The following is a 25,590-nucleotide window of genomic DNA, read 5'->3' as shown; positions in this document are numbered from 1 at the left end:
ACGTGGACAGCTTTCTGTTATATGCCCTCGCCGCCGGTCTCGGCATCGCCCTCCTGGCCGGGCCCCTGGGCAGCTTCGTGGTGTGGCGCAAGATGGCCTATTTTGGTGACACCCTCTCCCATGCCTGCCTGTTTGGCATAGCCCTTGGCATCTTGCTGCAAGTGGACCTCACTCTGGCCGTGGTGGTCTGCTGCCTCGCCATGGCCATGTTGTTGGTGGTCATGAGCCGCAATCAACAGGTCGCGACCGATACCCTGCTCGGCATCCTGGCCCACAGCGCCCTCTCCCTGGGACTGGTGACCTTGAGTTTCATGGACAATGTCCGCGTCGATCTGATGGCCTATCTGTTTGGCGATCTGCTCTCGGTCCAGCCGGTGGATCTGGTCTGGATCTACGGCGGCGGCGCCCTGGTACTGCTCACCCTGTGGCGACTCTGGGATCCCCTGCTCTCCATGACCATCTCGGAAGAGCTGGCGCGGGTGGAAGGGGTGAGGGTCGATGTGCTGCGCTGCGTGTTGATGCTGCTCATTGGCCTGGTCATCGCGGTGGCCATGAAATTCGTCGGGGCGCTGATCATCACCTCCTTGCTGATCATCCCGGCGGCAACGGCGCGCCGCTTCAGCCAGACCCCGGAGCAGATGGCAGGCCTGGCCGCCCTGATCGGGTGTTTGGCCGTGCTGGGAGGCCTGAGCCTCTCCTGGTTCCAGGATACCCCGGCAGGCCCGTCCGTGGTGGTCTGCGCCACCAGTCTGTTCGTGCTGAGCCAGTTCAAGAAGGCCTGATGGTCAGCTATCCTTCGCACCGCTGATTAAGGCGATGGCAGGCTCTGACAGGTTTCCAGCAGCAGCCATTGGCGCAGGCGGCTGATGGCGGGCTCATGGGCCCGCCCTCGTTTGCAGGTGAAGTAGAAGGCATCCCCCGTCTCCAGCTGATGCACCGGCAGGCGCACCAGCTGGGGATCATCCGGCCGTACCATGTAGTCATTAACGAAGGTGACACCCTGATCCCAGGCCGCCGCCTCCATGGCCAGCAACACATGGCTGAAGTGATGCATCCGCACCCCCTCCGGCACCCTCATACCGCCCGCTTCGGCCCAACGCTGCCAATCCTCCCCTCGCGACTTGTAGATGGACTGCACAGACAGCAGCGGCAACTGCCAGATGGCGCCGGGCCACTCCCCTTCCACCTGCTGCAACAGCCGACGGCTGCACACCGGGAAGAGCCGTTCCTGATAGATGCGATCATGGCTATAGCCGCGCCCATTGGGGCAGACAGTAATGAAGCAATCGGCCACCCGATCGGAGAGTTCGGGATCCTCGGCCACCATCTCCAGGCTGAGATCCAGCTCGGGGTAGAGCTGGCGCAGCCCGGCCAGCCTGGGGATCAGCCACTTGACCGCGAAGGAGCTGTAGACGGCGAGCCGCAGCTGCATTTGGGCTCCGCCCCTGAGCTGGGCACTGCTCTGGGCTATCTGGCCAAGCCCGGCGGCGATGCCCTCAAAATAGATCTCTCCTTGCAGTGTCAGGGACAAGAGCCGCCCCTGGCGCAGCAGCAATCGCTCGCCGAGAAAGTCTTCCAGCAGGCGGATCTGATGGCTGACGGCACTCTGGCTGACATTGAGCTCGAGGGCGGCGCGGGAGAAGCTGAGCAGGCGGGCAACCACCTCGAAATATTGCACGGCACGCAGCGGGGGGAGCTTCATTATCTATAAATCTCATAGATGGTGATTATTTATCATTTTACCCAATAGTGAGCCCGCCGCTACCCTGATCCCATCAAGTCAGGAGGTGGTATGAATTCAGTATCGACAGGCATGCTCTATCTAGTCCTCGGCAACCTCATCGCCGTCTTCTCCGACGTCCTGGTCAAAGTGCTGGCTCCTGATCAGCCCATCTTCCAATTCGTCCTCTTTCGTCAGCTCTCGGCGGCACTGCTGCTCGCCCCCTGGTTGCTCTGGTCCTGGCGTCGCCACCCGCCGGTCGCCCTCAAGTGGCACCTGCTGCGCGCCCACATCTGGGCGGGGGGGGTCTGCCTCATGGTGATAGCCCTGACCCAGTTGCCGCTGGCCACCGCCAACGCCCTCTTCTACGCGGCCCCCTTGTTGATGGTGCCTCTCGCGGTCTGGATCGCGGGGGAAGCCATATCCCGGCAAAAAGTGCTGACCGCCTTGATGGGGTTCATCGGCGTGCTGATAGTGTTGCGCCCGACCGAAGTGAACTGGGCCGCATTGGCGGCGCTCGGGGTGGCGCTCTCCCTGGCCCTCAACAACCTGTTGATCAAGCGCCTGCCCCTGCAGCAACCCATAGCCCAGACCCTGTTCTTCACCAATGTGTTGAGCATGCCCATCATCTTCGCCCTGGCCTGCTGGGATCCTACCCCCTGGCAGTGGCACCTGCTCTGGCCCGCATTTGGATCTTCGGCGCTGATCATGGTCTATGCGGGTCTGTGCGTGCTGGCCTATCGCAAGGCGGAGGCGAGCAAGATTGCCTCCGCCGAATACACTGGCCTGCTGGCCGCTGTGGTCATCGGCGCCTGGCTATTTGACGAGCAGCCCGGCCTGCCCCTGCTGGTTGGCTGTCTGTGCATCATCATTCCCCTGGCTGCCATGGCGCGAAAGAGCAAAGCCAAACCCCTGGCGGAGCCTGTCAGCTAGGGGAAACGAGCGTCAGGGAAAGAGGGCCTGGATGCGGGTGCGCAACTCGGGCACCACCTCGGTCTCGAACCAGGGATTCTTGCGCAACCAGAGGGTGTTGCGCGGAGAGGGATGGGGCAGCGGCAACCAGGCCTCCCCATAGTCACGCCAGTGTTGCACCGTCTCGGTCAGAGTGCCATGGCGGGCCTTGCCGAGGTAACGCTGCTGGGCATATTGGCCGATGAGCAGGGTCAGCTCGACATGGGGCATCAGCATCAGCACCTTGTCGTGCCAGGTGGGGGCGCATTCGGGACGAGGGGGCAGATCCCCCGACTTGCCACGCCCCGGGTAACAGAGGCCCATGGGCATGATGGCTACCCTCTTTTCATCATAGAAATCGGCGGGGGCCAGCCCGAGCCAATCCCGCAGCCGCTCGCCGGAGGGGTCGTCCCAGGGGATGCCGCTGGCATGCACTCGTGTACCGGGGGCCTGTCCTATGATGAGCAACCGGGCCTGTTCGCTCCCCCGGATCACGGGGTTGGGTCCCAGGGGCAGATGCGCCTCGCACAGGCGGCAGGCGCGGATCTGTTCAAATAGCGCGTCGAGTCGGTTCATGACCCCATGATACCAGTTGCTGGCAGGGGGCGCAGCCATGGTGCCAGCGCCCCTCTCGCCCACATCTTTTGTCCTGGCTGCCCCTTGCCGCCCCGCTAGAGGCAGCCTATCATGCGGCCCAGATTGTTTAGTTTAATAAACGGAAGAGAATGAAAAGCTGGATGGGGACGGGCTGTGCGGCCCTGTCGTTCGCGCTCTGGGGCCTGCTGCCCCTCTATTACCAGTTCATGCCCGAGGTCAACATGTGGGAGCTGCTCTCCCACAGGGTGCTCTGGTCCGTGGTGCTGCTCGCCCTGCTGTTTAGCCTGCTCGGCCAGCGGCTGCCCTGGGGAAGATTGCGCCAGGAACCCCGCCAGCTCGGTCTGATCCTGCTGGCCGGTCCCATCATGTCCGTCAGCTGGTGCATGTTTACCTGGTGCCTGACCACGGGTCAGGTACTGGCCACCAGCCTCGCCTTCTTCATGACCCCGCTATTCAACATCGCCTTCGCCGTGATCTTTCTCGGTGAGCGGCTCACTCCCCAGAAGCACCTGGCGGTTGCCCTGGCGCTGGCAGGGCTGGCCTACATGCTGTTCTCCTACGGTCAGCTGCCCTGGTTTTCCCTCATCATGGGGGCCAACTTTGCCCTCTATGGCCTGCTCAAGAAGAAGGTGCACTATGAGGCGAGCACCAGCCTCTATCTCGAATCCCTGGTGCAACTGCCCCTGGCCCTGCTGTGCATCGGCTGGCTCGTCTGGCAGGGCCAGGGCACCTTCATTCAGGGAGACTGGGGAGATCGCCTGCTGCTGATGGGCAGCGCTCCTGCCACCCTGGTGCCGGTTGGCCTGTTCTGCTATGCGGTGCTGCGCACCCGCATGAGCACCGTGGGCCTGCTGCAATACATTGAGCCGACCCTTGCCTTCCTGCTTGCCATCTTCTGGTTCCAGGAGCAGCCAGACCCCGTGAAGATGGTGGGCTTCGCCTTCGTCTGGGCGGGTCTGCTGATCAGCCTGCTGCCCCTGCACAGGTTGAACCGCAAGGCCCATGCCCCTTGAGCGGCGGCCTGCTCTGCCATGGAACCCTTGCTCCCTGAGGGTGCGCTGCGATAATGCCCTCACCCAGAGCCATGACGCTGTTCGAGAGCAGAGTACAAGATGAGTGAACGCCTCCCGTTTGAACCAGACAGCGCCGCTGATGAAGCGATCTGCGTGACCAGGGGACATCCATCTGCCGATGTCACCCCCCCAGGGGCGAGTGCCATCTGGTTTATCTATATGGTGCGCACCCGCAGCGGCAGCCTCTACACAGGGATCAGCACAGATCCTGATCGCCGCCTGACCCAGCATCAACGCGGGACAGGGGCACGGGCGCTGCGCGGCAAAGGCCCCCTCATCCTAGCCTGGCGACAGGAGGTCGGGGAGCGGGGCGCGGCCCTGCGTCTCGAATACCGGCTCAAGCAGCAGAACAAGGCCATCAAGGAGCAACTGATCCTGCACCCCGACCACTGGCATGCCTTGAGCCAGCAGTGGCTGCTCACCTCGCCCAGTGCAACCCGACGGGAAGACAAGCGAGAACCCGATGCCGCGCTCACACCGGATGGATTGCCATCATAAGAAAGGCCACCGCTATCGGTGGCCAGAGAAGGAGAGCTGTCACTGGCGGGGCACGCTTAGCCAGTGATGGTCAACCATGTATCCTGAGTGCTCTGCGCCAGGCATTGTCATCCAGGGCGTCTCTGCCCCATCGCCCTTCGCAAACCAGGCCTCAACGGTAATGATTGGGGCGGCTGGTGCGACGCCGATTGCCCAGCAACCAGTAGACCACCAGCCCCAGCAATATCCAGGGCGCCAGCTTGAACACCAGGCCTATCATGCCTGCCAGGGCCCCGAAAATCATGAAGACCCCGCTCACCACCACCATGGCCAGCACGGTGAACCCGGCCATGGCCATCACGACAAGCACCGCCAGCAACACCAGAAATTCCAACATATTTACTCCTCGCAGCCGGGCTGCTCTTCATGGGGTATGGGCAGGGTCAATCCAGCCAGCGCTTCAGTTCATGGCGCGGTGGCATCAGCAGCACCGCCAACAGGTAGGCTGCCAAGGCAAATGGCGGCAGCAGGATCAGGGCAAGCAGCGCCACTATCCGCACCGTCACTCTGGAGAGCCCCAACCGATTGGCAATGCCGGCGCAGACGCCGGTCAACTTGCGATGTGCCAGGTCTTTCGGCCAGGGCGTCATGATTACACCTCCACCTTCTGGCCTTTCAGACGCGCCAGCTCACGCTCTATCTCGTCATTGAGTTCCAGCTCGCGAAATTGCGCTTCCAGAGACGGATTCTGACCCAGGGTCGCTGCTTCAAGCTGGGCTTCCAGCTGATCGACCCGGCCCTGCACGCCGTCGAAACGAGCCATCAGTTCATGCATGCGGCTATGGTCGATCTGCGCACGGGCGCGGATCCGGCTGTGGGCCGTCTGCTCGCGCAGGACCAGCAACTTCTGTCTCTCCCGCGCCTCGGTCAGCTTGGCCCCCAGCCGCTCGCTGTCGCCATTGAGCTGGGCCAGCACCTCGGCCAGACGCCCCTGATCCAGTTCGAGTTGCGCCAGTCGCTTGCCTTCCGCCAGCTTCTCGCCAAGGGCGGCACGGGCCAGGTCTTCACGGCCCTTGCCAATGGCCAGTTCGGCCTTGGCAGCCCAGCCCTGCATCTGCTGACTCAGGGCACTCTGCTGGCGTTCCAGCTGTTTCTGTTCGGCAATGAGACGGGCGGCCTGGGTGCGCATCTCAATTTGCACCTGCTCCATCTCTTCGATCATGAGCCGGATCATCTTCTCGGGCTCTTCGCTCTTGTCGAGCAGGCTGTGCAGGTTGGCGTTGATGATGTCGCTGAGGCGGCTAAATACACTCATGGTCTGGCTCCTTGTCATGGAATGGGCCTGGGCCCCTGGTTTCAGTTTCTCGTGCCATCAGTGTTACAAGAGCCGTGCCAGAATATTTTTTCGTTAACTTACAATCAGATATGGGATTAAGATCCGAAAACCAAACCATGGGTTAGCGTTTTTAACCAAAAAAGATGGCGAAAATCACCAATAAAAAAGGGAGCCAGTGGCTCCCTTTTTTACACCCTGAACCTTCATCAGGCGGCGCGATCCCGCTCGATGGCGGCATCCAGCTCGGCCAACTTGGCGCTCATCTGCTCGCGGCACTGTTCGGACAGCTCGCGGATCCCGGCGGCACCATGCTCCTTGCTGCACAGGGGCGGCAGCATCTCGAGGCGCACCTCGCCATTGTCCCAGCGGTTGAGATCGATCTGGCCGAAGTAGCTGGAACAGACGATGGGCACCACTGGCACCTCGGCCTGCACGGCTGTGTGGAAGGCGCCCGCCTTGAACGGCAGCAGGCCACGGCCCTGGGAACGCGTGCCCTCTGGGAACATCCAGATGGAGGTGCCACGACCTTTGATGCGATCCACCACCTGACCTATGGTGCCAATGGCGCGGGAGCGGTTGGATCTGTCGATCAGCACATTGCCGGACAGCCAGAAGATGAGACCGAAGAAGGGCAGCCACAGCAGGCTCTTCTTGCCCACCGCCACCACGCCGGGGCGCACCGCGCCAGTCACGGTGAAGATGTCGAAGTTGCTCTGGTGGTTGCAGACATAGACGGCGGGGCCGACGGTTTTCACTTCATCCGGCATGGTCAACGTCACCTTGACGCCGATCAGCGGGCAGACGGCATGGTACATGCGAGCGAAGACGTAGACGTTGTTGGCATGACCGGGGCGCACCAGACAGAGCAGCAGGGCCAGGATGAACCAGACGACAAGTAGCAGGCCAAGCAGCAGAATACGGGCAAATTTGAGCATCGAACACCTCTAGACAAGATTCGGCGCAGTATACTGAGGCCGCTTTGGGTGAACAAGTGTTAGCCAAACAAAACCGGGCCCCGTCTGGGTGACCACATGGCGCTGTCACCTTGCTCCCAGCCGCGTTCTCCATGTGGTCTGACACCGTAAAAAGCCTCTTATGAAGCCAAAATGACCCAACGGCTTGTATCGACAAGAGCGGCCCGTTAGGATGTGGCCCTCTTTAGACGATGGGCCCGGTATGACGCAACCACAGCGCACAGCAACACGACTCCTGCTACTGGTGTGCATACTGCTGCTCAACTGCGCCGCCCAGCCCCTGCTCAAACTGGCCCAACTCGACCAGGCGCTCAGCTGTCAGGCCCTCACGTCCCCCGACGAAACGGGCCAGAGCCAGGAGAGCCCGCAGCCTAGCAGTTGCGAGCTCAAGGGCAAGTGGCTCAGCGCCACCCAGCTCAATGCCGCCGAGCTTATCTTTTTCGTCGTCGCCCTCATCATTGCCGTTCTGCCCCCCCTGTGGCGCTATAGCCCCCCCCTGCCGCCACCCAGGAATGGCAGAGCCCCCAAACTCCGATTGCACCTCCAGCTCTGCGTGCTGCGCGAATGAGTTATCCGCCACTTTAGACGGATCCCAACTTATTTATTGCGAGACACATCGATGACTAGATTGATCAAGACGGCGCTGCTGCTGATCTGCCTTGGCTGGCAGACGATAGCCGTCGCCGCTGACAGCGGCTGGCTGACCAGCCCACAAAACGACCACGCCCGAGTCCGGCTGCAAGGGGATTTCAGCCACCCGGCCCAGAGCCGCCTGCTGCTCGAGGTCGAGCTCGGATCCGGCTGGAAGAGCTATTGGCGCAGTCCGGGCCAGGGTGGCATCGCCCCCCAGATCCTCTGGCAAGGCCAAGAGCCAACCCAGGTCCAGTGGCACTGGCCGACCCCGCAGCGCTTCGAGGTCGCCGGGCTCAGCACCCAGGGTTATCAGGGGGACGTCCGCTTCCCCATGACCCTGAGTGCGCCGACAGGCAGCACCTTGAGCGGCATACTGCGCCTCTCCACCTGCAGCAACGTCTGCATACTGACCGACTTCCCCTTCCAGCTGGCGCTGGGTGAGGCGGCCCCCGCGGGCTTTGATTTTGCCTATGCCCAGGCCATGAGCAAGTTGCCCCAATCGATGGCGAGCGACATCCGGCTCGAGGCCGGGTATGGCGCCAATGAGCTGCAACTCATTGCCGAGCGGCCCCAGGGCTGGCAGCAGCCGGCGATTTTCCTCGACGGTCAGGCAGAGGCCGAGTTTGGCGAGCCCAAGCTGCAGGTCGAAGGCCAGCGTCTGCTGGCTCGCATCCCGGTCAGCGATGGCTGGCAAGGCAATGCCCCGGATCTCAAAGGCAGGCTGCAGGGCGTGCTGCTGGTCGATGGCGAACAGGCCTGGCAGGGGGAGACACCCATCAGCGCCCCCCTGGCGCTGCCAGCGGCCGGGCCTGACAGTGGTCACTCGCTACTCTGGCTGGTCGGCATTGCGCTGCTCGGGGGCCTCATCCTTAACCTGATGCCCTGCGTACTGCCGGTACTGGCCCTCAAGTTGGGGTCAGTGCTGCAGCTTGAGACGCGGGAGCGCAGACCCATTCGCCTGCAATTTCTGGCCGCCAGTGCCGGGATCCTGGTCTCCTTCTGGGCATTGGCCCTCATGAGCACCCTGCTGCGCGCCACTCAGGGGGCGGTCGGCTGGGGTATTCAGTTCCAGAGCCTCTGGTTTATCGGCTTCATGGTGGTGGTGACCCTGCTGTTTTGCGCCAACCTGCTGGGATTGTTCGAGTTCCGACTGCCCAGTCGGTTCAACACCCGGCTCGCAACCACCGGCGACAACAGCCTGGGCGGCCACTTCCTGCAAGGCAGCTTCGCCACCTTGCTGGCAACCCCCTGTTCGGCCCCCTTCCTCGGCACGGCAGTCGCCTTTGCCCTCGGTGCGCCCCTGGCTCAGCTCTGGCTCATCTTTACCGCCCTCGGGCTTGGCATGAGCCTGCCCTGGCTCGCCATCGCGGCCTGGCCGCGCCTCGCACTCTGGTTGCCAAAACCCGGCCCCTGGATGGGACGACTGCGCATAGTGCTCGGCCTGATGATGCTGGGATCCAGCCTCTGGCTGCTGAGCCTGCTCTCCGCACACCTCGGCACGCTCACCACCGGCTGGCTGATGGCCGCTGTGCTGCTGATCCTGCTCATCGCCATCGGCTGGCGCCATGGCATGCGCGGTGTCACCCTGACCCTGGCACTCTCGACCCTGATTGGCGGTGCCCTGCTGCTCGGCGGCGCCCTCACGGCGCCAAATAGCCCTCAAAGGGAGACGGTGCAGTGGCAGCCCCTGTCGGAATCGGCACTGCAACGGGCTTTGGCGGATAACAAGCGGGTCTTTATCGATGTCACCGCCGACTGGTGCGTGACTTGCAAAGCCAATAAATACAACGTCTTGCTACGAGACGAGGTGCAAAGCGCCCTCTCGGCCCCGGATGTGGTTGCCCTGCGCGGTGACTGGACCCGGCCCAACGACAGCCTGGCCGCCTTCCTGCGGGCCCGGGGCGCCGTGGCCGTGCCCTTCAACCAGATCTATGGTCCCGGCCTGCCCAAGGGGGAAGTGCTCTCCCCCCTGCTCGACAAAGCCGACCTGCTCACCACCTTGCACAATGCTGGCCTCATCAAGGCTGGCACCACTCGCTTCTAAGGAAAAGATGATGAAACCTACCCTGATCACCCTGAGTCTGCTCGGCGCCTTGCTCGCCCCCACCCTGCACGCCACTCCCTTCACCCCGGAACAGGAGGTGCGCATCAAGGAGCTGATCCGCGAGACCCTGGTGACCAACCCGAAGATCCTCGATGAGGCGGCCGATGCCTGGGAGAAACAGAACACCGCGGATCAAGCCGCCCAGCTTGGCAACATCATCAAGGGCAACCAGCAGGCCCTGTTCATGAGCCCGACCAGCCCGCGCCTGGGGGCCAAAAACCCCAAGCTGACCCTGGTCTCCTTCACCGACTACAACTGCCCCTACTGCAAACAGTTCGATCCGCACCTGACCCGTCTGCTCAAGGAGCATCCGGATCTCGGCCTGGTGATCAAATTGCTGCCCTTCAAGGGGCAAACTTCCGCCAAGGCCGCCCAGTACAGCCTGACCCTCTGGCAGCAGGATCCGGCTCGCTTCCTGCCGCTCCATGAAAAGTTGATGAGCAAGCAGGGCATGCTGACCGAGGCGGACATCAACAAGGCCCTGGCCGCCACCGGCAATGTGACCCTCAAGCCAGAAGACAAGGCGACCGAGGAGCTGCGCACCAGCCTTCGTCTGGGCACCTTGCTCGGCGTACAGGGCACACCGGCCACCCTGATTGGCAACCAGCTGGTGCCGGGGGCCATCTCCTATGACGAGCTCGAAAACCTGGTCTTGGCCGAGTTGGCCAAGCAGAGCTAAGGGGACCCATGACTGAGACTAACAACCCGCCTTCACGCTGGCGGCGCTGGGGCAAGGAGGCGCTGTGGCTACTGCTGTTTGCCGTCATCCTCACGACCGCGCTGGATCTCTGGCGCGGGCCGACCCTGCCCGCGGGGAGCCCGCTTCCCGCTCTCACCCTGCAAGATGGCAGCACGGCGGACTTGCAGGCCCTGAGCCGGGACAAGCCGCTGCTGATCTACTACTGGGCGAGCTGGTGCGGGGTGTGCCGCTTCACCACCCCGACGGTGGAGCAGCTGTGGCAAGACGGCGGTAACGTGCTGACGGTGGCGCTGCGCTCGGGCAACGATGAGCAACTGCGCCGCGGCATGGCCAGCAAGGGATTGAGCTTCCCGACCCATAACGACGAGCAGGGCGCACAGGCCGCTCACTGGCAGGTGAGCGTCACCCCCAGCTTTCTGATCCTCAAGGATGGCAAGGTGGTCGGCACTACCACTGGCTGGAGCAGTCGTTGGGGATTGAAGCTGCGGCTGCTGTGGGCCAGCTGGTAATCCAGTCCAATATAAAAAAGCCCGGTGATGAACCGGGCTCTTTTTTTATATCCGTTGGGGACGACCCGCTTAAGGGGCTGACTGCTGTGCCCGTTTCTGCAAGCTGGCCCTGGTGTCCGCTCGCTCCGCTTCGCTGATCACTCCGTCCCCATTCTTGTCCAGATGGGCGAACAGCTTCTCCTGACGCTGCACAAATTGCGCCTTGGTGGTTTCCCGTCTCGGCTTGATGTTACCCACTCGCTCCGGCACAGCCTTGCCAGCCTGCTTCATCGCCGCCTCCATCTTGGCCAGGGTGGCTTCCTTCTCGGCAACCGAGATCACCCCATCGCCATTTTGATCCTGCCTGGCAAAGCGCTTTTCGGCACTCGCCATAAACTGGGCCTTGCTGATCTCCCCCTTGATGAGCGGCTCACCGGGCACGGCATCAGCGGCCACCGCCAGGCTGCTGAGCAGCATCAGGGGTAGAAAGTAGCGTTTCATCATGATGTGGTTTTCCTCATTTGCACTTTTATCTCATCGACCGGGCCAATGATGGCGGGTCGGACGGGGGCGCTGCCATTGAGACGACCTGCGCGATTTGACCCTCGGCCAATGCAAAGGTTCCCGCGCCCCGTCGCCAGCCCGGTCATCCCCTCTTCGGGTGGCACAAAGGGAGACAAGTGACCAATTTCCGCCCGCGCCAAGTTCATTTGGCCGATCAGATCCTATTCATGGCAGTGCCGCGCTATTTCCGTTAAAATGACGGGTTTTTCGCCGTACCTGGTTTTCTCAGCGACCAGCCAGGGCCAGCATTGTGACTTCTCTGTTGCCAGTGATGCAGGATCTGCCATGAACAACTACTTTCGGGTGCTGGGTGTAAAATCCAACGCCAACGAAAACGACATCAAGAAAGCGTATCGACGACTGTCGAACCAGTATCACCCCGACAAGCTGCTCGGGGCCACCGACGAAGAACAAGCGCGCGCAGCCGTCTTGCTGCAACAGGTGAAGCAGGCCTACGAGGTTCTTTCGGACCCCAAGAAAAAAGCCGCCTTCATCAAAGACTTTAACAACGTCATTGTGACCGACCCGACCTCTGCCATGCAGGAGTTATGGGATCAATTCTATCCCTGAGGCTGTATGAAAAAGACATTGGATCTGGCGCGTATCAAGGCGCTGATGAGTGACGCCAGCGAGAACATCGAATCCTACCGTGATGTGGACCAGCCCAAGGCGCTGGAACAGTTCACCGGCAAGATGAAAGCGCTGCTGCTGGCCGACATGAGCATGCTGGAATTCATGCCCGAATACCTGCCACTGGCCCTCTATGGCCGAGTGCAGTTTTCTGCCCAGGCCAAGCCCGCCTGGCGCAACTGGATTGGCCAAGGGGAGCAGCCCAGCTGGGACGAATTCAAGGTGTCAGTTGCCTTCAACAACGCCGACCTGCCCCTGGTCAAGGCAGTACGCGCCCAGAGCGAAGATACCCTTATCGAAGCCTGCGCCGTGCTCTATCTGCTGGACAACCCCCTGCCCCGTGGCGCCCGCGATGACGACTATGCCATGCCCCGCGATGAGGATGAGGACGAGGGAGAAAACGCCGACGCTGACTATGACGGCAGCGACGAAGAGGGCGAGCAGGATATGTACGACGAAGTGCGTTTCTAATTTGAGGCAACTTGGGGTAAAGAATGAATAGTCTGATTGAAATTGCCGCCATCGAGATCAAAGAACTGGCCGTGATCGAGCCCAAGCAGGCCAGCGAGAGATTCGAGCTGATCGCCATGACAATGTCCGACGATCAGCTGGCCGAAGTCATTGAAAATATTGATATCGTCACCCTGACCCAGATCAACGGCCAGCATGATATCTCCTTCCCGTCCATCATCTCCGAGCTGATGACCCCGGAGCGGATCCGCGACATCGTCTGCCAGCAGCCCCTCTACTGGGAAGAGGCCATCAAGAACAATGCCGAGGAGCTGCAACAGCACACCTTCGACTTTCTCAACTACCTGATCCGCACCCAGGAGAGCGAGGCCAAACAGCGCGAGATCCTCGAGTGCATCGCCGAGGATCCCGCCGGTCTCTTCTACCTCGCCATCCCCTTCATCGAGTTCTACCGCGGTGAGCAGCTTGATGATGAAGAGGGCATGACGGACCTGCTCCACGCCGAAGAGGAAGATCTGGAAGAGGCACTCTCCTACAGTGACCGCCAGCTGAGCGAGGATGCCCACGACTACTCCCTCGACGATCCCCGCAGCTTGCTGATGCTGATCCGCCAGCAGGCACCCGAGGTGGAGCAGGCCATCAAGGCCCTGCTGCGCAACGAGAACAGCACTTGGGACGGCATCATCAACAAGTTTGCCGCCGAGCTGGTGATGCAGGCCAAAGACAAGAACCAGGTCAGCGACGAGTACAGCGAAGTGGACGACATGTTCAGCTTTCTGGATTAAGGGACGTTTCGATGTCACAGGTAACGCAGCTAATCATTCGCGAGGCCAATCAGGGCCCCTTCCTCAGCCAGGTACTGCGCTTTGGTGCTGACAGTGAACGCTTGAGCCCCCAGCAACTGGCCGCCATCAAGGGCAAGGCGGTGTTGATGAGCCTGAAATTCGCCGACAAGTACTACAACAAGTACAAGATGCATCTGCTCGAACAAGCCGCCCACGACGTGATTGGCGTCATCAGCCTGGGGCTGCAGGAGCTGTCCGGGCGGGACACAGCCCGGGCGCTCGCCCTGCTGCAGGCCCCGGAAGGGCCCATCAAACCGTTCCAGAAAGGCTGGTCCATGCTGATTTCGGTCAGCCCCAAGCAACTGGGCGCCAATAACCTCTTTGGCGATGTGGATGCCCGTCTGCTCGATAAAATATCCAGCCCGCCGGATGTGGAAGAGTGGCAAGGCTGGCAGGAGTACGAGAAGGCGCAGCTGGAACATGACAAGGCCCGCCTGATGGCCCTGATGGACAGCCACTTCTATGCCTACGAGAATGACCACCCCACCCTGGAGGACAAGCTGGCCGAGGCCCTGCTCTACCGCATCCTCTGCGGTCAGGGCAGCGGCGCCGCGCCATTGAAGGTCAAGCAGGATCTCAAGCGCCGCCTGGCCCGGGAAATCGTGCTGCAAGAGCGCTGGTTCGATACCGACTATCTGGCCGCCCAGCTTGAACTGTTGCTGAGCGAACTGCCCAGCGACCTGACCGCAGGGCTGCGTCAGGATCTCAGCCGGGGTTTTGTCCCCAACCTGCTCCATACCTTGGGCTTCGTGCGCCAGTACCAGCAGTTGCAGCAAGAGGGTGCTTCGCCGGAGAAGCTCGACAATATCGAGATGCGCGCCGGTCTCAAGCACCCCCTGCTCGGCTGGCCGCTCTACCACGACTTCTGACGGCGACTGCCGCCACCATGTCATCGTCACCCAACGCCCGGCCCGCCGGGCGTTGTTTTGCCCGTTTGTCAGCGTTGACTCGCAAGAACAGTGAGGCTGCAACAAGATAAGCCATCAGCCGGTCTGCTATGCAGGGCCGCGACCCTGTGAGCACAGCGCACATACACCGACGCTTCTCTCACAACATGGGACTCTACGTAGGGTTAGGGCATACTCTCAGAGCCCCTACGTTCGCAGCCCATAGTTTCGCAACCCATAGTTTCGCAACCCATATTTTCACAACCCAAGCCCGCGAGCTCATTCAAGACAACCTTTCAAGGAGAAGAGCATGACCCAGGAACGCATCCAGACTCAATATCGCCTCCTCGGCCCCTTTGCCAATCAAACCGCGTTGAAGCAGGCCATCGCCCAAGCCATCGAGGCCCACAAGCAGGACTTCTTCCCCCTGCTGGAGCGGCTGGTGGACGTGGGGGACACCAGAGTCAACCTGAGCCAGCAGAACCCGCTGCGGGTGCTGAGCATCGAACTCGATGAAGATGGCAGCAAGGGGCTGGCCCACCTCAACTACGAGTCCAACTTCGCCGAGAGCTGCCTCATCATCAACGAATATGACCAGCACCAGACCAGGGTGGCCTTTCGCCTGGGAGGGGATGAGCTTGTCTTCGACCTTGAGCTGCCCATCGCCTGGAATTTCAATAATTAATACTTCGGCGATGCAATAAGCGCAGCCCATGGCACCGGCAACATAGGTGACATTGGTGGAGCGCATCATGATGCCAGGGGCTGAAGAGACGACGGCCAGGAAGGCCGCAATAACAGCTTGATGATTGGCCGTTAAATAAAGAGGCTGGCGTGGCCGCTCAGGTGCCCCACTTGGTGTAGGGTTGTCTCCATGCCAACTGAATGAACTATCGGGGGTCAGCATGGGTGAGCACCAATCTGCAGCAAAGCCGGTATTGAACGACGGCGATAGCTTTGGTTTCGAGCGTAGAAGTGCCGGGGACTTCCCTTTTTATCGCCAAGAGCCTCATGCATTATCCACCCGTGGCTGGGTGTTGATCCTGCTTGGCGTAGCGCTGGGCTTCGCAGTGCTGACGGCCCCCATAGCGTTTTATAAAACCACGGTGGGCGACTTTGTCCCCGCCATCCTGTTTCCTCTCATCCCCCTGGCCGTGCTCGCCATGGTGGCGGGGAAGGCATGGCGATCGCTGTTTCGAACGCCGACGGGGCGGGATCTCCTCTTGATACTGGCGATTGCCAGCGTCAACATCCTGGTTTCGGTCGCCGTTGCCTTGGTACTGCAGCACCTGTTCAAGATGAGTGAAAACCCGGTCAGCGCCATGCTGACAGAGGCCTCTAATACGGCGCGCATTCTCTTTTATGTAAAAACGGCGCCCCAGCTCTTTGGCGAGGAGGTGGTCTCCATACTGCCTTTTCTTGCTGTCCTCTGGTTCTGTCACGAAAGACTCAACATGACTCGCAAGCGGGCGCTGCTTGCAGCCTGGCTCTGTACCGCCCTTATCTTCGGGGCCATGCACCTGCCCACTTATGACTGGAATTTTCTGCAATGTTTTCTGGTGATCGGCACAGCCCGCATAGTGCTGCTCAGTGGCTACCTCATCACCAAAAATATCTGGGTATCGACCGGCGCACACATCATCAATGACTGGCTGCTGTTTACCGTCATGGTGCTGCTGCGTGCTGGCCAGGCTGGCATATAAGACCAGCAACAGGCCGGGGCATGATCACAGGAAAGGAGCCTTGCTGGCTCCTTTCGCCATTACCCAGCGCATATAAAAGGCGAGGCCCTTGCCTCGCCTCTGCCCGCTTCGTGAGCATCAGGTGAGATAGTAACGCCACGACCTGATCGGCTCTGCATAGCCGACCCGGATGCAGAAGGGGGCAGCTCGTGATTGGCCTGCTCCAGGCTGAGGGTCTGATGGGCATCCTGCTGGCACTACTGTACGAACTCGCCGCTGTTGAAGCTGTAGTGATCCCCGTGAAAGACCCCGTGAGCCTCGATAAGCCCTATGGCTTTCTCCGTTTCCATGTCTGGCCTCCTGGCACTGTGCTGCTTCCTTCAAGGTTAGCGAGCGGGGGGATGGGCGAGGCCTAATCGGCCATATCCTTGACCTGCGGCAATAGGCAAAGAGGGAGAAAAGGGAGGGTTACCAGCAGGACTGTGGCAGCTGATCTTCACCGGCGTCTGATTCCATTCCGAGAAATCAGCCTACCGCCTTTACAGCCATACGTAGGGTGCAATAAGCGCAGCGCATTGCACCGGCAACATAGGAGCGAACAATAGCGGTGCAATTCACGTTGTTCATTGCACCCTACTTGCTTCTCCCACTTTTTCCATCAACAAGGGGAGAAGGGCTGGGGATGAGGGGGAGCAAGCCATCAAGGCAGCAACAATCGGCAAGCAGCAGAGAGTTGAATCAAGTAGGGTCGATTAGCGAAGCGTAATCGGCCACAACGCAGTCTCGTGATTATGGGTATAGAGAGCAGATGAATTACCAGCAGAATGGCGGCAACCTGTTTTCGCGAACGTCTGATTACGCTTCGCTAATCAAACCTACGGCCCTGGCAGGTCTGTGCAATGAGCAGATGTTTGAGAGACATCCAGATTCATATCCGGTACGCTATCGTTATAATTTGTATGGTCTATAGGTATCCGTTTATGGTTAGTCCAAAAGAGATAATGGAGCATTATGTCATTGATCCTCAGGATAGCTATTTTGTTAATGGCGTACCGCCGATTGAGAATGTAGTAGTCGTTGCTTATGATCCTTTGTGGCCGAACATATATTCAACACTGGCATCTAAAATTAAGAACAAATTAGGTTCGCATCTACTAAAAATTGATCATGTGGGTTCTACGGCAGTACCTGGTCTCGCTGCCAAACCCGTTATTGATATTGATCTGACGGTTGCCGATGCTGCTGATGAAAAAACGTATCTATTAGCGCTTGAAAGTCTTGGGTATAGGCTAATCGTTCGTGAACCCCGCTTTCATGGTCATCGTCTTTTTCATTATAATAATCCTAGAGTTAACCTACATGTTTTCACTCGTGACACTCCAGAAACAGTCCGTCACTTGCTTTTTCGAGATTGGCTTAGACAGTCAGAGAAGGACTGCAAACTATATGCTGATGCCAAATTTGAAGCAATAACTGGTTGCAGCTTTGACATTCAAAAATATCACGAAAATAAAAGTAAAGTGGTACGCGATATCTATAAAAAGATTTTTAATCAGTTAGGGTTTATTTGATATGTTGTTTGGCTATATTGTCATGTTTTGAAAGTATTAGGTCTATTTCTCGCTCATAGCAGACGGTCTGTTTATACCGCAGAGTTCTACCAGCTCAAGTCTAAACCACACAGCTTAACACCTATTTTTTGATTTTTAATGTAGAGAAAGGGCGCTTTCGCGCCCTTTCTGCTAATTACCCTTCCTGATTTTCCCCCACTACCGGTTCACCGGCTGCGGGTTCAATCTCTATCCTGTCCACCCGCTGCAAGCCGCGGGGCAGCTTGGCGCCGCGGCGGCCGCGCTCGCCGCGGTAGTAGTCCAGATCCGAGGGTTTGAGCGTCAGCTTGCGCTTGCCGGCGAACAGGGTGACATATTGCCCCTGCGGTATGATGGCGGCCATCACCATAAACTCTTCCCGCGCCTTGACCCGCGCCGACGGAATGCTGATCAGCTTGTTGCCCTTGCCCTTGCCGAGCACCGGCAGGGTGCTGAGCGGGAACAGCAGCATGCGCCCCTCGTTGGAGATGGCCATGCAGAGATCGGTTTCCGGCGAGCCGATCTTCTGGGGTGCCATCACCAGGCCCCCTTCCGGCACGCTGAGCAGAGCCTTGCCGTTCTTGTTCTTGCCGATGAGATCGTCATAGGTGCAGACGAAACCATAACCGGCATCGGAACAGATGAGGTAGGGTTCACCCTCGTTGCCCATCACCAGATGGCGCACCTCTTCCCCAGCCCCCAGGGCGAAGCGGCCGGTGAGCGGCTCCCCCTGACTGCGGGCCGATGGCAGACCATGGGCCTCCAGCGCGTAGGTTCTGCCAAGGCTTGAGAGGAACACCGCCTGCTGGTTGCTGCGGCCACATGCATGAGCCAGATAACCATCCCCCGCCTTGTAGGAGAGGCCTGCCACGTCCACGTCGTGGCCCTTGGCGGCCCGCACCCAGCCAGAGCTTGAGAGGATGACGGTGACCGGCTCGCTCGGGGTCAGCTCTTTTTCGGTGAGCGCCACGGCGGTGGCACGCTCCACCAGCGGGGTGCGGCGATCGTCGCCGTACTTCTCGGCATCCGCCAGCAGCTCTTTCTTGAGCAGGGTATTGAGGCGGCGCTCCGAGCCCAGCAGCAGTTCCAGCTTGTCGCGCTCTATGGCCAGCTCGTCCTGTTCGGCGCGCAGCTTGAACTCTTCGAGCTTGGCCAGATGGCGCAGTTTGAGTTCGAGGATCGCCTCGGCCTGGGTCTCGCTGATGTTGAAGCGCTCCACCATCACCCTGCCCGGCTCATCCTCGGTACGGATGATCTCGATCACCTCGTCGATGTTGAGGTAGGCCACCAGCAAGCCTTCGAGGATGTGCAGGCGGGCCAGCACCTTGTCGAGACGGTACTGCAGGCGACGGCGCACCGTCTCGCGACGGAAGACAATCCACTCGGCGAGGATCATCTTGAGGGTCTTCACCTGGGGTCTGTTGTCCAGCCCCAGGATGTTGAGGTTGACCCGATAGTTCTTCTCCAAGTCCGTGGTGGCGAACAGGTGGGCCATCAGCGCCTCTACATCCACCCGGTTGGAGCGGGGGATGATCACCAGACGGGTCGGGTTCTCATGATCCGATTCGTCGCGCAGGTCGGTGACCATGGGCAGCTTCTTGGCCACCATCTGGGCGGCGATCTGCTCCATGATCTTGGCGCCGGAGGCCTGATGGGGCAGCGCCGTGATGACGATGTCGCCATCCTCCTCGTTCCACACCGCCCGCTGCTTGATGGAGCCCTTGCCGGTCTCGTAGATTTTGCGGATATCATCGCGCGGGGTGATGATCTCGGCATTGGTCGGGTAGTCCGGCCCCTGGATGTGTTGCATCAACACATCCAGCCCCGCATTGGGGTTGTCGAGCAGCTCCACGCAGGCATGGGCCACTTCCCGGGCGTTGTGGGGCGGAATGTCGGTCGCCATGCCCACCGCGATGCCGGTGATGCCGTTGAGCAGTATGTGGGGCAGACGAGCCGGCAGCACCACGGGTTCTTTCATGGTGCCGTCGAAGTTCGGCGTCCACTCAACCGTACCCTGGCCGAGCTCGGAGAGCAGCAGCTCGGAGAAGCGCGACAAGCGCGCCTCGGTGTAACGCATGGCGGCGAAGGATTTGGGATCGTCCGGCGCCCCCCAGTTGCCCTGACCATCCACCAGCGGATAGCGGTAGGAGAAGGGCTGGGCCATCAGCACCATGGCCTCGTAACAGGCGCTGTCGCCGTGGGGATGGTACTTACCCAGCACGTCACCCACGGTACGGGCGGATTTCTTGTGCTTGGAGAGCGCGGAGAGCCCCAGTTCGCTCATGGCGTAGATGATGCGCCGCTGCACCGGCTTGAGGCCGTCGCCTATGTGGGGCAAAGCCCGGTCCATGATGACGTACATGGAGTAGTTCAAGTAAGCCTGCTCGGTGAAGGCGCGCATCGGCTGGCGCTCTACCCCATCCAGACTGAGCTCTAGATCGCTCATAGATTTGTTCTCTTTCGGTTATAGAGCCGGTTGGCGCTCTACTTCATCCAACAGACTGAGCTCGATAGCATCACTCATAGGATTGTGCTCTTGCTGGGGCGCGCCACCGGGTGGGGCGCCTGAAATTCGGGTCGACTGGCGACGGACACCATTGGCTTAGATGATGGCGAGGTTGCCCTTCTCTTCCAGCCACTCCCGGCGATCTCCGGAGCGCTTCTTGGCCAGCAGCATGTCCATCAGCTGCAGGGTCTCGTCCCCCTCCTCCAGCTCGCCCATGGTGAGCTGCACCAGGCGGCGGGTGTTGGGATCCATGGTGGTTTCCCGCAGCTGTTTCGGGTTCATCTCACCCAGCCCCTTGAATCGGGTCACCATCACCTTGCCCTTCTTCTTCTCGGCCTCGACCCGCTGCAGCACGCCGTTCTTCTCGTCCTCGTCCAGGGCGTAGAACACCTCTTTACCGATATCTATCCGGTAGAGCGGCGGCATGGCCACATAGACGTGGCCCTTGTTGACCAGGGTTCTGAAATGCTTAACAAACAGGGCGCAGAGCAGGGTGGCGATGTGCAGACCGTCCGAGTCCGCATCCGCGAGGATGCACACCTTGCCGTAGCGCAGGCCACTGAGATCTTCGGAGTCGGGATCGAGGCCGATGGCCACAGAGATGTCGTGCACTTCCTGGGAGGCGAGCACCTGACCGGCTTCGACCTCCCAGGTGTTCAGGATCTTGCCACGCAGGGGCATGATCGCCTGGAATTCTCGATCCCGCGCCTGCTTGGCGCTGCCGCCCGCCGAATCACCCTCCACCAGGAACAGCTCCCCCTGCATGGGATCGGCGCAGTTGCAGTCGGTGAGCTTGCCGGGCAAAGCCGGGCCTTGGGTTATCTTCTTGCGCACCACCGTCTTGGCGGCGCGCAGCCGGCGCTGGGCACTGGAGATACAGATCTCGGCGATCTGCTCCGCCAGCTCGGTGTTGCTGTTCAAATACAAGCTGAACGCATCTTTGACTATCCCGGAGACGAAGGCCGAGCTCTGGCGGGACGAGAGCCGCTCCTTGGTCTGACCGGCAAACTGGGGATCCTGCATCTTGATGGAGAGGATGTAAGCGCAGCGATCCCAGATATCTTCCGGGGTCAGTTTGACCCCGCGCGGCAGCAGGTTTCTGAACTCGCAGAACTCGCGCATGGCGTCGAGCAGCCCCTGGCGCAGGCCGTTGACGTGGGTGCCGCCCTGGGCGGTGGGGATCAGGTTCACATAGGATTCGGCGAGGCACTCGCCCCCTTCCGGCAACCAGCACAGGGCCCAGTCCGCGGCGGATTGATCGGTACTGAACGAGCCGACGAAGGGCTGCTCCGGCAGGCAGGTGAACTGCTTGACCGCATCGACCAGATAATCCTTGAGGCCATCTTCGTAGCACCACTCCAGCTTGATACCGGTGTTCTTGTCGAGGAACTTGATGGTGAGGCCGGGGCAGAGCACGGCCTTGGCCTTGAGCAGGTGTTCCAGCTTGGAGACCGAGAAGCGCGGCGAGTCGAAATAGCGCGCCTCTGGCCAGAAGCGCACCCTTGTGCCGGTGTTGCGGCGTCCGCAGGTGCCGCTGATGGTCAGATCAGACACCTTGTCGCCGCGCTCGAAGGCGATGTCATAGACCTGGCCGTCCCGGCGTACCGTCACCTCGACCCGATCGGAGAGGGCGTTCACCACCGAGATGCCCACCCCGTGCAGACCGCCTGAGAACTGGTAGTTCTTGTTGGAGAACTTGCCCCCCGCGTGCAGCTTGCAGAGGATCAGCTCCACCCCCGAGACCCCCTCCTCCGGGTGAATGTCGACCGGCATACCCCGTCCGTCATCGACAACCTCGAGGGACTGGTCTTCAAACAGGGTCACCTCCAGGGTACGGGCATGGCCCGCCAGCGCCTCGTCGACGCTGTTGTCGATGACCTCCTGGCCGAGGTGATTGGGCCGGGTGGTGTCGGTGTACATGCCGGGACGGCGACGCACCGGTTCGAGGCCATTGAGGACCTCAATGGCATCGGCATTGTATTGAGTGGACATGGAGGGCCTTGCGAATTGACGTTTGGGGAGAATCTTAACTCTTGCGAGGGCCTTGGACAAACGAGACGACGGCAAAGAGTGACCGGATCGAGAGAAATGGCAGCCAAGGCAGGAGGCCATCCCTTTGCAACCCCCTTGCTGCCAGGAGGGAAAATCCGTCCCGACCCAGACCCGACTCAGTCGCTGGGCAGCGCCTGCTCTAGCTGGGAGAGGGAGCTGGAGAGCCGCCAGATGAGCCCGGCCAGCGCCCGGGACTCCCTGTCCGGATCGCGGGCGAGCAGCCCATCCAGGCGCGTCAGCTCGGTCAGGGTGCTGGCAAGGTGTGCCTGCTGCACGCCCCCCTCGGTCAAGATCCCTTTCAGGCTGCGAATGCAGCGATCCCGCACCGGATAGAGCGCAGGATTGAGCCCGCGCCAGTCCCGCAATTGCCAGACGATGTGGCTGCAGTTGAGCAACACCACCCCCCAGCGCAGCACCCAGAGCCGGGCCTGCTGATCCTGGCTCTGGCTGAGCTGGCTGATGGCGTGATAGATGCGGGATTCAAACTCGTGCTCACTCTGCTGCGGCCGGGTGCGCAGCTGATCCATGAAATCCCGGCGCAGACGGCGCATCAGGCGGCGGCTCTTGCGGCCATCCGAGCTCGGTCTCAGGATCTGAAACGCCAGCCCGGCGACCATCACCCCCAGCATCTGGGCCAGACTGCCGTTGATATAACCCAGAAAGTCATAGCTGGGGGGATTCGAGATCGCGAGAAAGGATCCAAGCATCACGATCAACTGACCCCAAAGCGCGGCGCTGGCCGGCCGCTGCAACTTGAGGAGCTGCATGGTTATCAGGACGGGCAGCAGCAACAAGATGAGGGGCCAGAGCGCCTCCAGCCGGATCATCAGGCCGAACTTCACCAGGAAGCAGACCAGACTGAGCAGCACTATGGCCTGCAGCATGGTGGTCACGCTTTTCAGAGGCGCAGGCACCGCCGAATAGAGCACGCAACTGATCGAGAGCAGGGTCAGCGCCGCGCTGCCCCCATCCCACTGAGTCTGGAACCAGAAGATGCAGCCCAGCAGCACACAGAGAAAGGTGCGCGCGCCGTTATAGGCAGCCTCATAGCTGTCGGTGTGCATGGTCAGGGAAGCCAGTCTGGGAGGGGCGGGCCATTGTACTGGCTCCTCCTGCCCTCTCTGCCTGGCCTGCACCAGCCTGTCCAGCCAGCGCTGCGCCTCCAGATAGCACCAGCAGAAGTGGCGCAGCCGCTGCCAGAACACCCGAGTGCGATAATCCTCACTCCCGGCCAGGGGTGCCAGCAGGCGGGCGATGCGGTATTTGTCGCAATCGGGGGCGGCCAGGGCCTTGAGCAGCGCGGCGAGCAACTCATTGAGCCCGGCAGGGGGCGCTGGCCAGTTGTGCAGCAGGCGACGCACCCCGGAGATGAGGCTGGTCATGCGCAATTGGCGATGGAGCAGGAAGTTGAACAACCGGTTGTGGCGCCTGAACCTGTGATGGCTCCACACCGCCTGGATACGCAGCACATTCATGGTGAGGATCTGGCTGATGATGCCCTGGTGGGCCTGGCGGATATCGGCATTGCTCTGCCCCTGCCAGAGCAGCTGGGCATGTTCGAGCAGGCGGGTCTGGCTCTGGCGCAGGGAGCCGAGCAGGGTCTCGCCATCACCGGTACTCGGCAGCAGCATCATCATGAAGGCGCCGCAGAGGATGCCGGTGATCACCTCGCTCACTCGCGCCTGGGCGATGTCGAAGATGTAGAGAGAGTCATCGACGTTGACGCAGGAGAACGCAATGATGGCCGCGGTGTAGCCCGCCAGGGCGAAGCCGTAGGAGACATTGTTCTGATAGTGGTTGGAGATATAGGTACAGAGGCCTATCCAGAGTGCGATCAGCAGGCTGAACAGCCAGGGATCGGCCAGACCATAACTGGCGATCAGGATGGCCGCCATGGCCCCCATCAGGCTGCCCAGCACCCTGCCCAGGCTCTTGCTGATGACCCCCCCCACCGTGGGAAAACTCACCACCGCGGCCGAGGTCATGGCCCAGTAAGGGGAGTCGAGTTGCAGCACGAAGGCGAGCCAGAGTGCCAGACACATGGCAAGGCCATTGCGCAGGGCATAACGCCACTGATCGGCGCTCGCCTTGCCCCAGGGGCTCTGGCGCCAGCGAGGCAGCGCCAGCCTCACCACCGCCTCCTGCCGTCGTCAGGGCACAAGCCCGCGCAGCAGCCCGGTAGGGGCACAAGCAGGGGGATATCAGTCATGGATGGCAATGGAGACGGTGGTACCGGCGATCAGGGTGACATCCGCTGGCACCTCATCGAGTCGAATGCGCACCGGCACCCGCTGGGCGAGGCGCACCCAGGGCACGTTCGGTTTGACATCCACCAGCAGTCCGGAGCCTGACGCCAGGCTCTGATCATGGATGGCGCGCCCGATGCTCTCCACGGTGCCGGTCAAGGGCCTGTCCGAGCTGTAGAGCACTATCTCGGCCCGCCTGCCGATACGAATATGGCGCAGCTTGGTCTCCTCGAAATAGCCCAGCACATAGAAGGAGTGGGTATCGACCAGCGCCACCAGCGGAGTCCCCGCACTGGCATAGTTGCCAACCCGGGTTTGCAGGTTGGTGATGTAGCCATCGGTGCTGGCATGGATATCCGTCTTGGCCAGGGACCACTGCGCCTGGGCCAGGTTGGCCTTGGCCACCTCAAAGGCTGCCTGCATCGCCTGTTGATTCAGCCTGGCCTCGTCCACCGCCTCCGCCGAGATGACATTGCGCGCCAGGTTGCGTCTGCGGCTCGCCTCGTGACTGGCCTTGGCAAAGTCGGACTCCGCCTTGCTCAGAGCGGCCATGGCATTGCGTTCGGCGATGCGATAGGGCTCGGGATCGATACGAAACAGCAGCTCTCCCTGCTTTACCAACTGGTTGTCCTGCACCCGGATATCGAGCAGCTTGCCCGACACCTCGGGGGTGACGCTGACCAGTTCGGCCCGCACCTTGCCATCCCGGGTCCAGGGGCCCTGCATGTAGTAGTTCCACAACCACCAGGCGGCCCCCAGCGCCAGGGCGCAGACCAGCAGGGTAGATAGATATTTGAGGGTCGCCAGCGGTGATTTAGCCATGTAGCAAGATCCAGAGAGCGCCGCACACGGCGAGTACGAAGAGGGAGAGATCCATCAGCATGGGGTGCCAGACATCACCGCCATAGAGCCAGTCGCGCACCAGACGATGCAGCGGCAGCCAGCCGAGCAGCCCGAGCAACACCGCCTTGAACAGGGGCGGAAAATAGAGCGAGGCGCCGAGGATAAGATCGGGCAGTGCTGAAGGGGTCATCACTGGCGTGCTCCCTGTTTGGCGAAGAAGGG

At 60.9% G+C, this 25,590-nt stretch carries 27 protein-coding genes; 15 read left to right on the top strand and 12 right to left on the bottom strand.

The annotated features are described in order from the left end of the window. The first annotated feature begins 2 nt into the window (after positions 1–2). Positions 3–782, top strand: a complete 780-nt coding sequence (znuB, locus tag KYK33_RS03150; protein WP_042041663.1) for a zinc ABC transporter permease subunit ZnuB — start codon at positions 3–5, stop codon at positions 780–782. Between the two features lie 26 nt (positions 783–808). On the opposite strand, the gene KYK33_RS03145 is transcribed toward znuB, so the two are convergent. After that, the gene (locus tag KYK33_RS03145) at positions 809–1,702 is read right to left on the bottom strand and encodes a LysR substrate-binding domain-containing protein (RefSeq protein ID WP_224432003.1); all 894 of its coding nucleotides are present in this window, start codon (positions 1,700–1,702) and stop codon (positions 809–811) included. A 90-nt stretch (positions 1,703–1,792) separates the two neighbouring features. Here KYK33_RS03145 and KYK33_RS03140 point away from each other — a divergent pair, with 90 nt between their 5' ends. Continuing rightward, entirely contained in the window at positions 1,793–2,653 is an 861-nt protein-coding gene (locus KYK33_RS03140) for a DMT family transporter (protein ID WP_224432002.1), read from the top strand. Between the two features lie 12 nt (positions 2,654–2,665). Here the strand turns inward: KYK33_RS03140 and KYK33_RS03135 are convergent, their stop codons facing one another. Further along, positions 2,666–3,247 carry a uracil-DNA glycosylase family protein gene (locus tag KYK33_RS03135; protein ID WP_224432934.1) on the bottom strand — a complete coding sequence of 194 codons (582 nt, stop codon included), beginning with the start codon at positions 3,245–3,247 and terminating at the stop codon, positions 2,666–2,668. Positions 3,248–3,396: 149 nt separating this feature from the next. On the opposite strand from KYK33_RS03135, the gene rarD reads away from it, so the two are divergent. Together rarD and KYK33_RS03125 are read left to right on the top strand one after the other, a co-directional pair. Next, positions 3,397–4,281, top strand: coding sequence for an EamA family transporter RarD (gene rarD, locus KYK33_RS03130; protein ID WP_042041667.1), 885 nt, complete (start codon positions 3,397–3,399; stop codon positions 4,279–4,281). Positions 4,282–4,500: 219 nt separating this feature from the next. Next, a complete protein-coding gene (locus KYK33_RS03125) occupies positions 4,501–4,839 on the top strand; it encodes a GIY-YIG nuclease family protein (RefSeq protein WP_224432933.1) in 339 nt (112 codons plus the stop codon). 151 nt (positions 4,840–4,990) lie between these two features. On the opposite strand, the gene pspG is transcribed toward KYK33_RS03125, so the two are convergent. From pspG to KYK33_RS03105, 4 genes are all read right to left on the bottom strand, one after another. Further along, complete coding sequence (gene pspG / locus KYK33_RS03120; RefSeq protein WP_042041668.1) at positions 4,991–5,215, bottom strand: envelope stress response protein PspG; 225 nt, start codon at positions 5,213–5,215, stop codon at positions 4,991–4,993. A 46-nt stretch (positions 5,216–5,261) separates the two neighbouring features. Next, positions 5,262–5,468: a PspC domain-containing protein gene (locus KYK33_RS03115; protein WP_224432001.1), complete on the bottom strand. Its 207-nt coding sequence runs from the start codon at positions 5,466–5,468 to the stop codon at positions 5,262–5,264. 2 nt (positions 5,469–5,470) lie between these two features. After that, on the bottom strand, positions 5,471–6,133 hold the full coding sequence (pspA, locus tag KYK33_RS03110) for a phage shock protein PspA (protein WP_224432000.1): 663 nt from the start codon (positions 6,131–6,133) through the stop codon (positions 5,471–5,473). A gap of 227 nt (positions 6,134–6,360) precedes the next feature. Further along, complete coding sequence (locus KYK33_RS03105; RefSeq protein ID WP_224431999.1) at positions 6,361–7,089, bottom strand: 1-acylglycerol-3-phosphate O-acyltransferase; 729 nt, start codon at positions 7,087–7,089, stop codon at positions 6,361–6,363. Between the two features lie 241 nt (positions 7,090–7,330). On the opposite strand from KYK33_RS03105, the gene KYK33_RS03100 reads away from it, so the two are divergent. The 4 genes from KYK33_RS03100 to KYK33_RS03085 are packed head-to-tail and all read left to right on the top strand — an operon-like array spanning position 7,331 to position 11,074. Beyond that, the gene (locus KYK33_RS03100; protein WP_224431998.1) at positions 7,331–7,696 is read left to right on the top strand and encodes a hypothetical protein; all 366 of its coding nucleotides are present in this window, start codon (positions 7,331–7,333) and stop codon (positions 7,694–7,696) included. 51 nt (positions 7,697–7,747) lie between these two features. Continuing rightward, entirely contained in the window at positions 7,748–9,805 is a 2,058-nt protein-coding gene (locus KYK33_RS03095; protein WP_224431997.1) for a protein-disulfide reductase DsbD family protein, read from the top strand. Between the two features lie 10 nt (positions 9,806–9,815). After that, positions 9,816–10,544, top strand: a complete 729-nt coding sequence (locus tag KYK33_RS03090; protein ID WP_224431996.1) for a DsbA family protein — start codon at positions 9,816–9,818, stop codon at positions 10,542–10,544. 8 nt (positions 10,545–10,552) lie between these two features. Continuing rightward, positions 10,553–11,074 (top strand): protein disulfide oxidoreductase, encoded by a 522-nt coding sequence (locus KYK33_RS03085; protein WP_224431995.1) that lies wholly within the window; start codon positions 10,553–10,555, stop codon positions 11,072–11,074. Between the two features lie 69 nt (positions 11,075–11,143). Here KYK33_RS03085 and KYK33_RS03080 read toward each other — a convergent pair whose 3' ends face one another. Further along, entirely contained in the window at positions 11,144–11,557 is a 414-nt protein-coding gene (locus tag KYK33_RS03080) for an EF-hand domain-containing protein (protein WP_224431994.1), read from the bottom strand. 345 nt (positions 11,558–11,902) lie between these two features. Between KYK33_RS03080 and atcJ the strand changes: the two genes are divergently transcribed. From atcJ to KYK33_RS03045, 7 genes are all read left to right on the top strand, one after another. After that, complete coding sequence (gene atcJ / locus KYK33_RS03075) at positions 11,903–12,187, top strand: cold adaptation protein ActJcold adaptation protein ActJ (RefSeq protein ID WP_042041681.1); 285 nt, start codon at positions 11,903–11,905, stop codon at positions 12,185–12,187. Between the two features lie 6 nt (positions 12,188–12,193). Beyond that, positions 12,194–12,718, top strand: coding sequence for a cold adaptation protein AtcA (atcA, locus tag KYK33_RS03070; RefSeq protein ID WP_042041682.1), 525 nt, complete (start codon positions 12,194–12,196; stop codon positions 12,716–12,718). 23 nt (positions 12,719–12,741) lie between these two features. Beyond that, positions 12,742–13,503: a cold adaptation protein AtcB gene (atcB, locus tag KYK33_RS03065; protein WP_042041683.1), complete on the top strand. Its 762-nt coding sequence runs from the start codon at positions 12,742–12,744 to the stop codon at positions 13,501–13,503. 11 nt (positions 13,504–13,514) lie between these two features. Further along, positions 13,515–14,432: a cold adaptation protein AtcC gene (gene atcC / locus KYK33_RS03060; RefSeq protein ID WP_224431993.1), complete on the top strand. Its 918-nt coding sequence runs from the start codon at positions 13,515–13,517 to the stop codon at positions 14,430–14,432. A gap of 328 nt (positions 14,433–14,760) precedes the next feature. Next, positions 14,761–15,135, top strand: coding sequence for a hypothetical protein (locus KYK33_RS03055; protein ID WP_224431992.1), 375 nt, complete (start codon positions 14,761–14,763; stop codon positions 15,133–15,135). Between the two features lie 220 nt (positions 15,136–15,355). Further along, positions 15,356–16,153 (top strand): CPBP family intramembrane glutamic endopeptidase, encoded by a 798-nt coding sequence (locus KYK33_RS03050; RefSeq protein WP_224431991.1) that lies wholly within the window; start codon positions 15,356–15,358, stop codon positions 16,151–16,153. 980 nt (positions 16,154–17,133) lie between these two features. Next, a complete protein-coding gene (locus KYK33_RS03045) occupies positions 17,134–17,703 on the top strand; it encodes a GrpB family protein (RefSeq protein WP_224431990.1) in 570 nt (189 codons plus the stop codon). A 175-nt stretch (positions 17,704–17,878) separates the two neighbouring features. Here the strand turns inward: KYK33_RS03045 and parC are convergent, their stop codons facing one another. The 5 genes from parC to KYK33_RS03020 all read right to left on the bottom strand — a co-directional run bounded on the left by parC (position 17,879) and on the right by KYK33_RS03020 (position 25,558). Next, positions 17,879–20,167: a DNA topoisomerase IV subunit A gene (parC, locus tag KYK33_RS03040; RefSeq protein ID WP_224431989.1), complete on the bottom strand. Its 2,289-nt coding sequence runs from the start codon at positions 20,165–20,167 to the stop codon at positions 17,879–17,881. Positions 20,168–20,323: 156 nt separating this feature from the next. Next, positions 20,324–22,219 (bottom strand): DNA topoisomerase IV subunit B, encoded by a 1,896-nt coding sequence (parE, locus tag KYK33_RS03035; protein ID WP_224431988.1) that lies wholly within the window; start codon positions 22,217–22,219, stop codon positions 20,324–20,326. A gap of 176 nt (positions 22,220–22,395) precedes the next feature. Further along, positions 22,396–24,405 (bottom strand): FUSC family protein, encoded by a 2,010-nt coding sequence (locus KYK33_RS03030; protein ID WP_224432932.1) that lies wholly within the window; start codon positions 24,403–24,405, stop codon positions 22,396–22,398. A 75-nt stretch (positions 24,406–24,480) separates the two neighbouring features. Next, a complete protein-coding gene (locus tag KYK33_RS03025) occupies positions 24,481–25,347 on the bottom strand; it encodes an efflux RND transporter periplasmic adaptor subunit (RefSeq protein WP_224431987.1) in 867 nt (288 codons plus the stop codon). Continuing rightward, positions 25,340–25,558, bottom strand: a complete 219-nt coding sequence (locus KYK33_RS03020; protein WP_005894245.1) for a DUF1656 domain-containing protein — start codon at positions 25,556–25,558, stop codon at positions 25,340–25,342. The genes KYK33_RS03025 and KYK33_RS03020 overlap by 8 nt, the downstream gene beginning before the upstream one ends. Positions 25,559–25,590: the final 32 nt, after the last annotated feature.

This window comes from Aeromonas rivuli, from assembly GCF_020149575.1.
In the GTDB taxonomy this organism is placed as follows: domain Bacteria; phylum Pseudomonadota; class Gammaproteobacteria; order Enterobacterales; family Aeromonadaceae; genus Aeromonas; species Aeromonas rivuli.
This window is presented reverse-complemented; position numbering and strand designations above follow the sequence as displayed.

What these genes read in the sequence shown, in the direction of transcription:
- KYK33_RS03145 (WP_224432003.1), bottom strand. Translation starts at nt 1,702, where the DNA reads ATGAAGCTCCCCCCGCTGCGTGCCGTGCAATATTTCGAGGTGGTTGCC.
- KYK33_RS03140 (WP_224432002.1), top strand. Translation starts at nt 1,793, where the DNA reads ATGAATTCAGTATCGACAGGCATGCTCTATCTAGTCCTCGGCAACCTC.
- KYK33_RS03135 (WP_224432934.1), bottom strand. Translation starts at nt 3,247, where the DNA reads ATGAACCGACTCGACGCGCTATTTGAACAGATCCGCGCCTGCCGCCTG.
- rarD (WP_042041667.1), top strand. Translation starts at nt 3,397, where the DNA reads ATGAAAAGCTGGATGGGGACGGGCTGTGCGGCCCTGTCGTTCGCGCTC.
- KYK33_RS03125 (WP_224432933.1), top strand. Translation starts at nt 4,501, where the DNA reads ATGGTGCGCACCCGCAGCGGCAGCCTCTACACAGGGATCAGCACAGAT.
- pspG (WP_042041668.1), bottom strand. Translation starts at nt 5,215, where the DNA reads ATGTTGGAATTTCTGGTGTTGCTGGCGGTGCTTGTCGTGATGGCCATG.
- KYK33_RS03115 (WP_224432001.1), bottom strand. Translation starts at nt 5,468, where the DNA reads ATGACGCCCTGGCCGAAAGACCTGGCACATCGCAAGTTGACCGGCGTC.
- pspA (WP_224432000.1), bottom strand. Translation starts at nt 6,133, where the DNA reads ATGAGTGTATTTAGCCGCCTCAGCGACATCATCAACGCCAACCTGCAC.
- KYK33_RS03105 (WP_224431999.1), bottom strand. Translation starts at nt 7,089, where the DNA reads ATGCTCAAATTTGCCCGTATTCTGCTGCTTGGCCTGCTACTTGTCGTC.
- KYK33_RS03100 (WP_224431998.1), top strand. Translation starts at nt 7,331, where the DNA reads ATGACGCAACCACAGCGCACAGCAACACGACTCCTGCTACTGGTGTGC.
- KYK33_RS03095 (WP_224431997.1), top strand. Translation starts at nt 7,748, where the DNA reads ATGACTAGATTGATCAAGACGGCGCTGCTGCTGATCTGCCTTGGCTGG.
- KYK33_RS03090 (WP_224431996.1), top strand. Translation starts at nt 9,816, where the DNA reads ATGAAACCTACCCTGATCACCCTGAGTCTGCTCGGCGCCTTGCTCGCC.
- KYK33_RS03085 (WP_224431995.1), top strand. Translation starts at nt 10,553, where the DNA reads ATGACTGAGACTAACAACCCGCCTTCACGCTGGCGGCGCTGGGGCAAG.
- KYK33_RS03080 (WP_224431994.1), bottom strand. Translation starts at nt 11,557, where the DNA reads ATGATGAAACGCTACTTTCTACCCCTGATGCTGCTCAGCAGCCTGGCG.
- atcJ (WP_042041681.1), top strand. Translation starts at nt 11,903, where the DNA reads ATGAACAACTACTTTCGGGTGCTGGGTGTAAAATCCAACGCCAACGAA.
- atcA (WP_042041682.1), top strand. Translation starts at nt 12,194, where the DNA reads ATGAAAAAGACATTGGATCTGGCGCGTATCAAGGCGCTGATGAGTGAC.
- atcB (WP_042041683.1), top strand. Translation starts at nt 12,742, where the DNA reads ATGAATAGTCTGATTGAAATTGCCGCCATCGAGATCAAAGAACTGGCC.
- atcC (WP_224431993.1), top strand. Translation starts at nt 13,515, where the DNA reads ATGTCACAGGTAACGCAGCTAATCATTCGCGAGGCCAATCAGGGCCCC.
- KYK33_RS03055 (WP_224431992.1), top strand. Translation starts at nt 14,761, where the DNA reads ATGACCCAGGAACGCATCCAGACTCAATATCGCCTCCTCGGCCCCTTT.
- KYK33_RS03050 (WP_224431991.1), top strand. Translation starts at nt 15,356, where the DNA reads ATGGGTGAGCACCAATCTGCAGCAAAGCCGGTATTGAACGACGGCGAT.
- KYK33_RS03045 (WP_224431990.1), top strand. Translation starts at nt 17,134, where the DNA reads ATGGAGCATTATGTCATTGATCCTCAGGATAGCTATTTTGTTAATGGC.
- parC (WP_224431989.1), bottom strand. Translation starts at nt 20,167, where the DNA reads ATGAGCGATCTAGAGCTCAGTCTGGATGGGGTAGAGCGCCAGCCGATG.
- parE (WP_224431988.1), bottom strand. Translation starts at nt 22,219, where the DNA reads ATGTCCACTCAATACAATGCCGATGCCATTGAGGTCCTCAATGGCCTC.
- KYK33_RS03025 (WP_224431987.1), bottom strand. Translation starts at nt 25,347, where the DNA reads ATGGCTAAATCACCGCTGGCGACCCTCAAATATCTATCTACCCTGCTG.
- KYK33_RS03020 (WP_005894245.1), bottom strand. Translation starts at nt 25,558, where the DNA reads ATGACCCCTTCAGCACTGCCCGATCTTATCCTCGGCGCCTCGCTCTAT.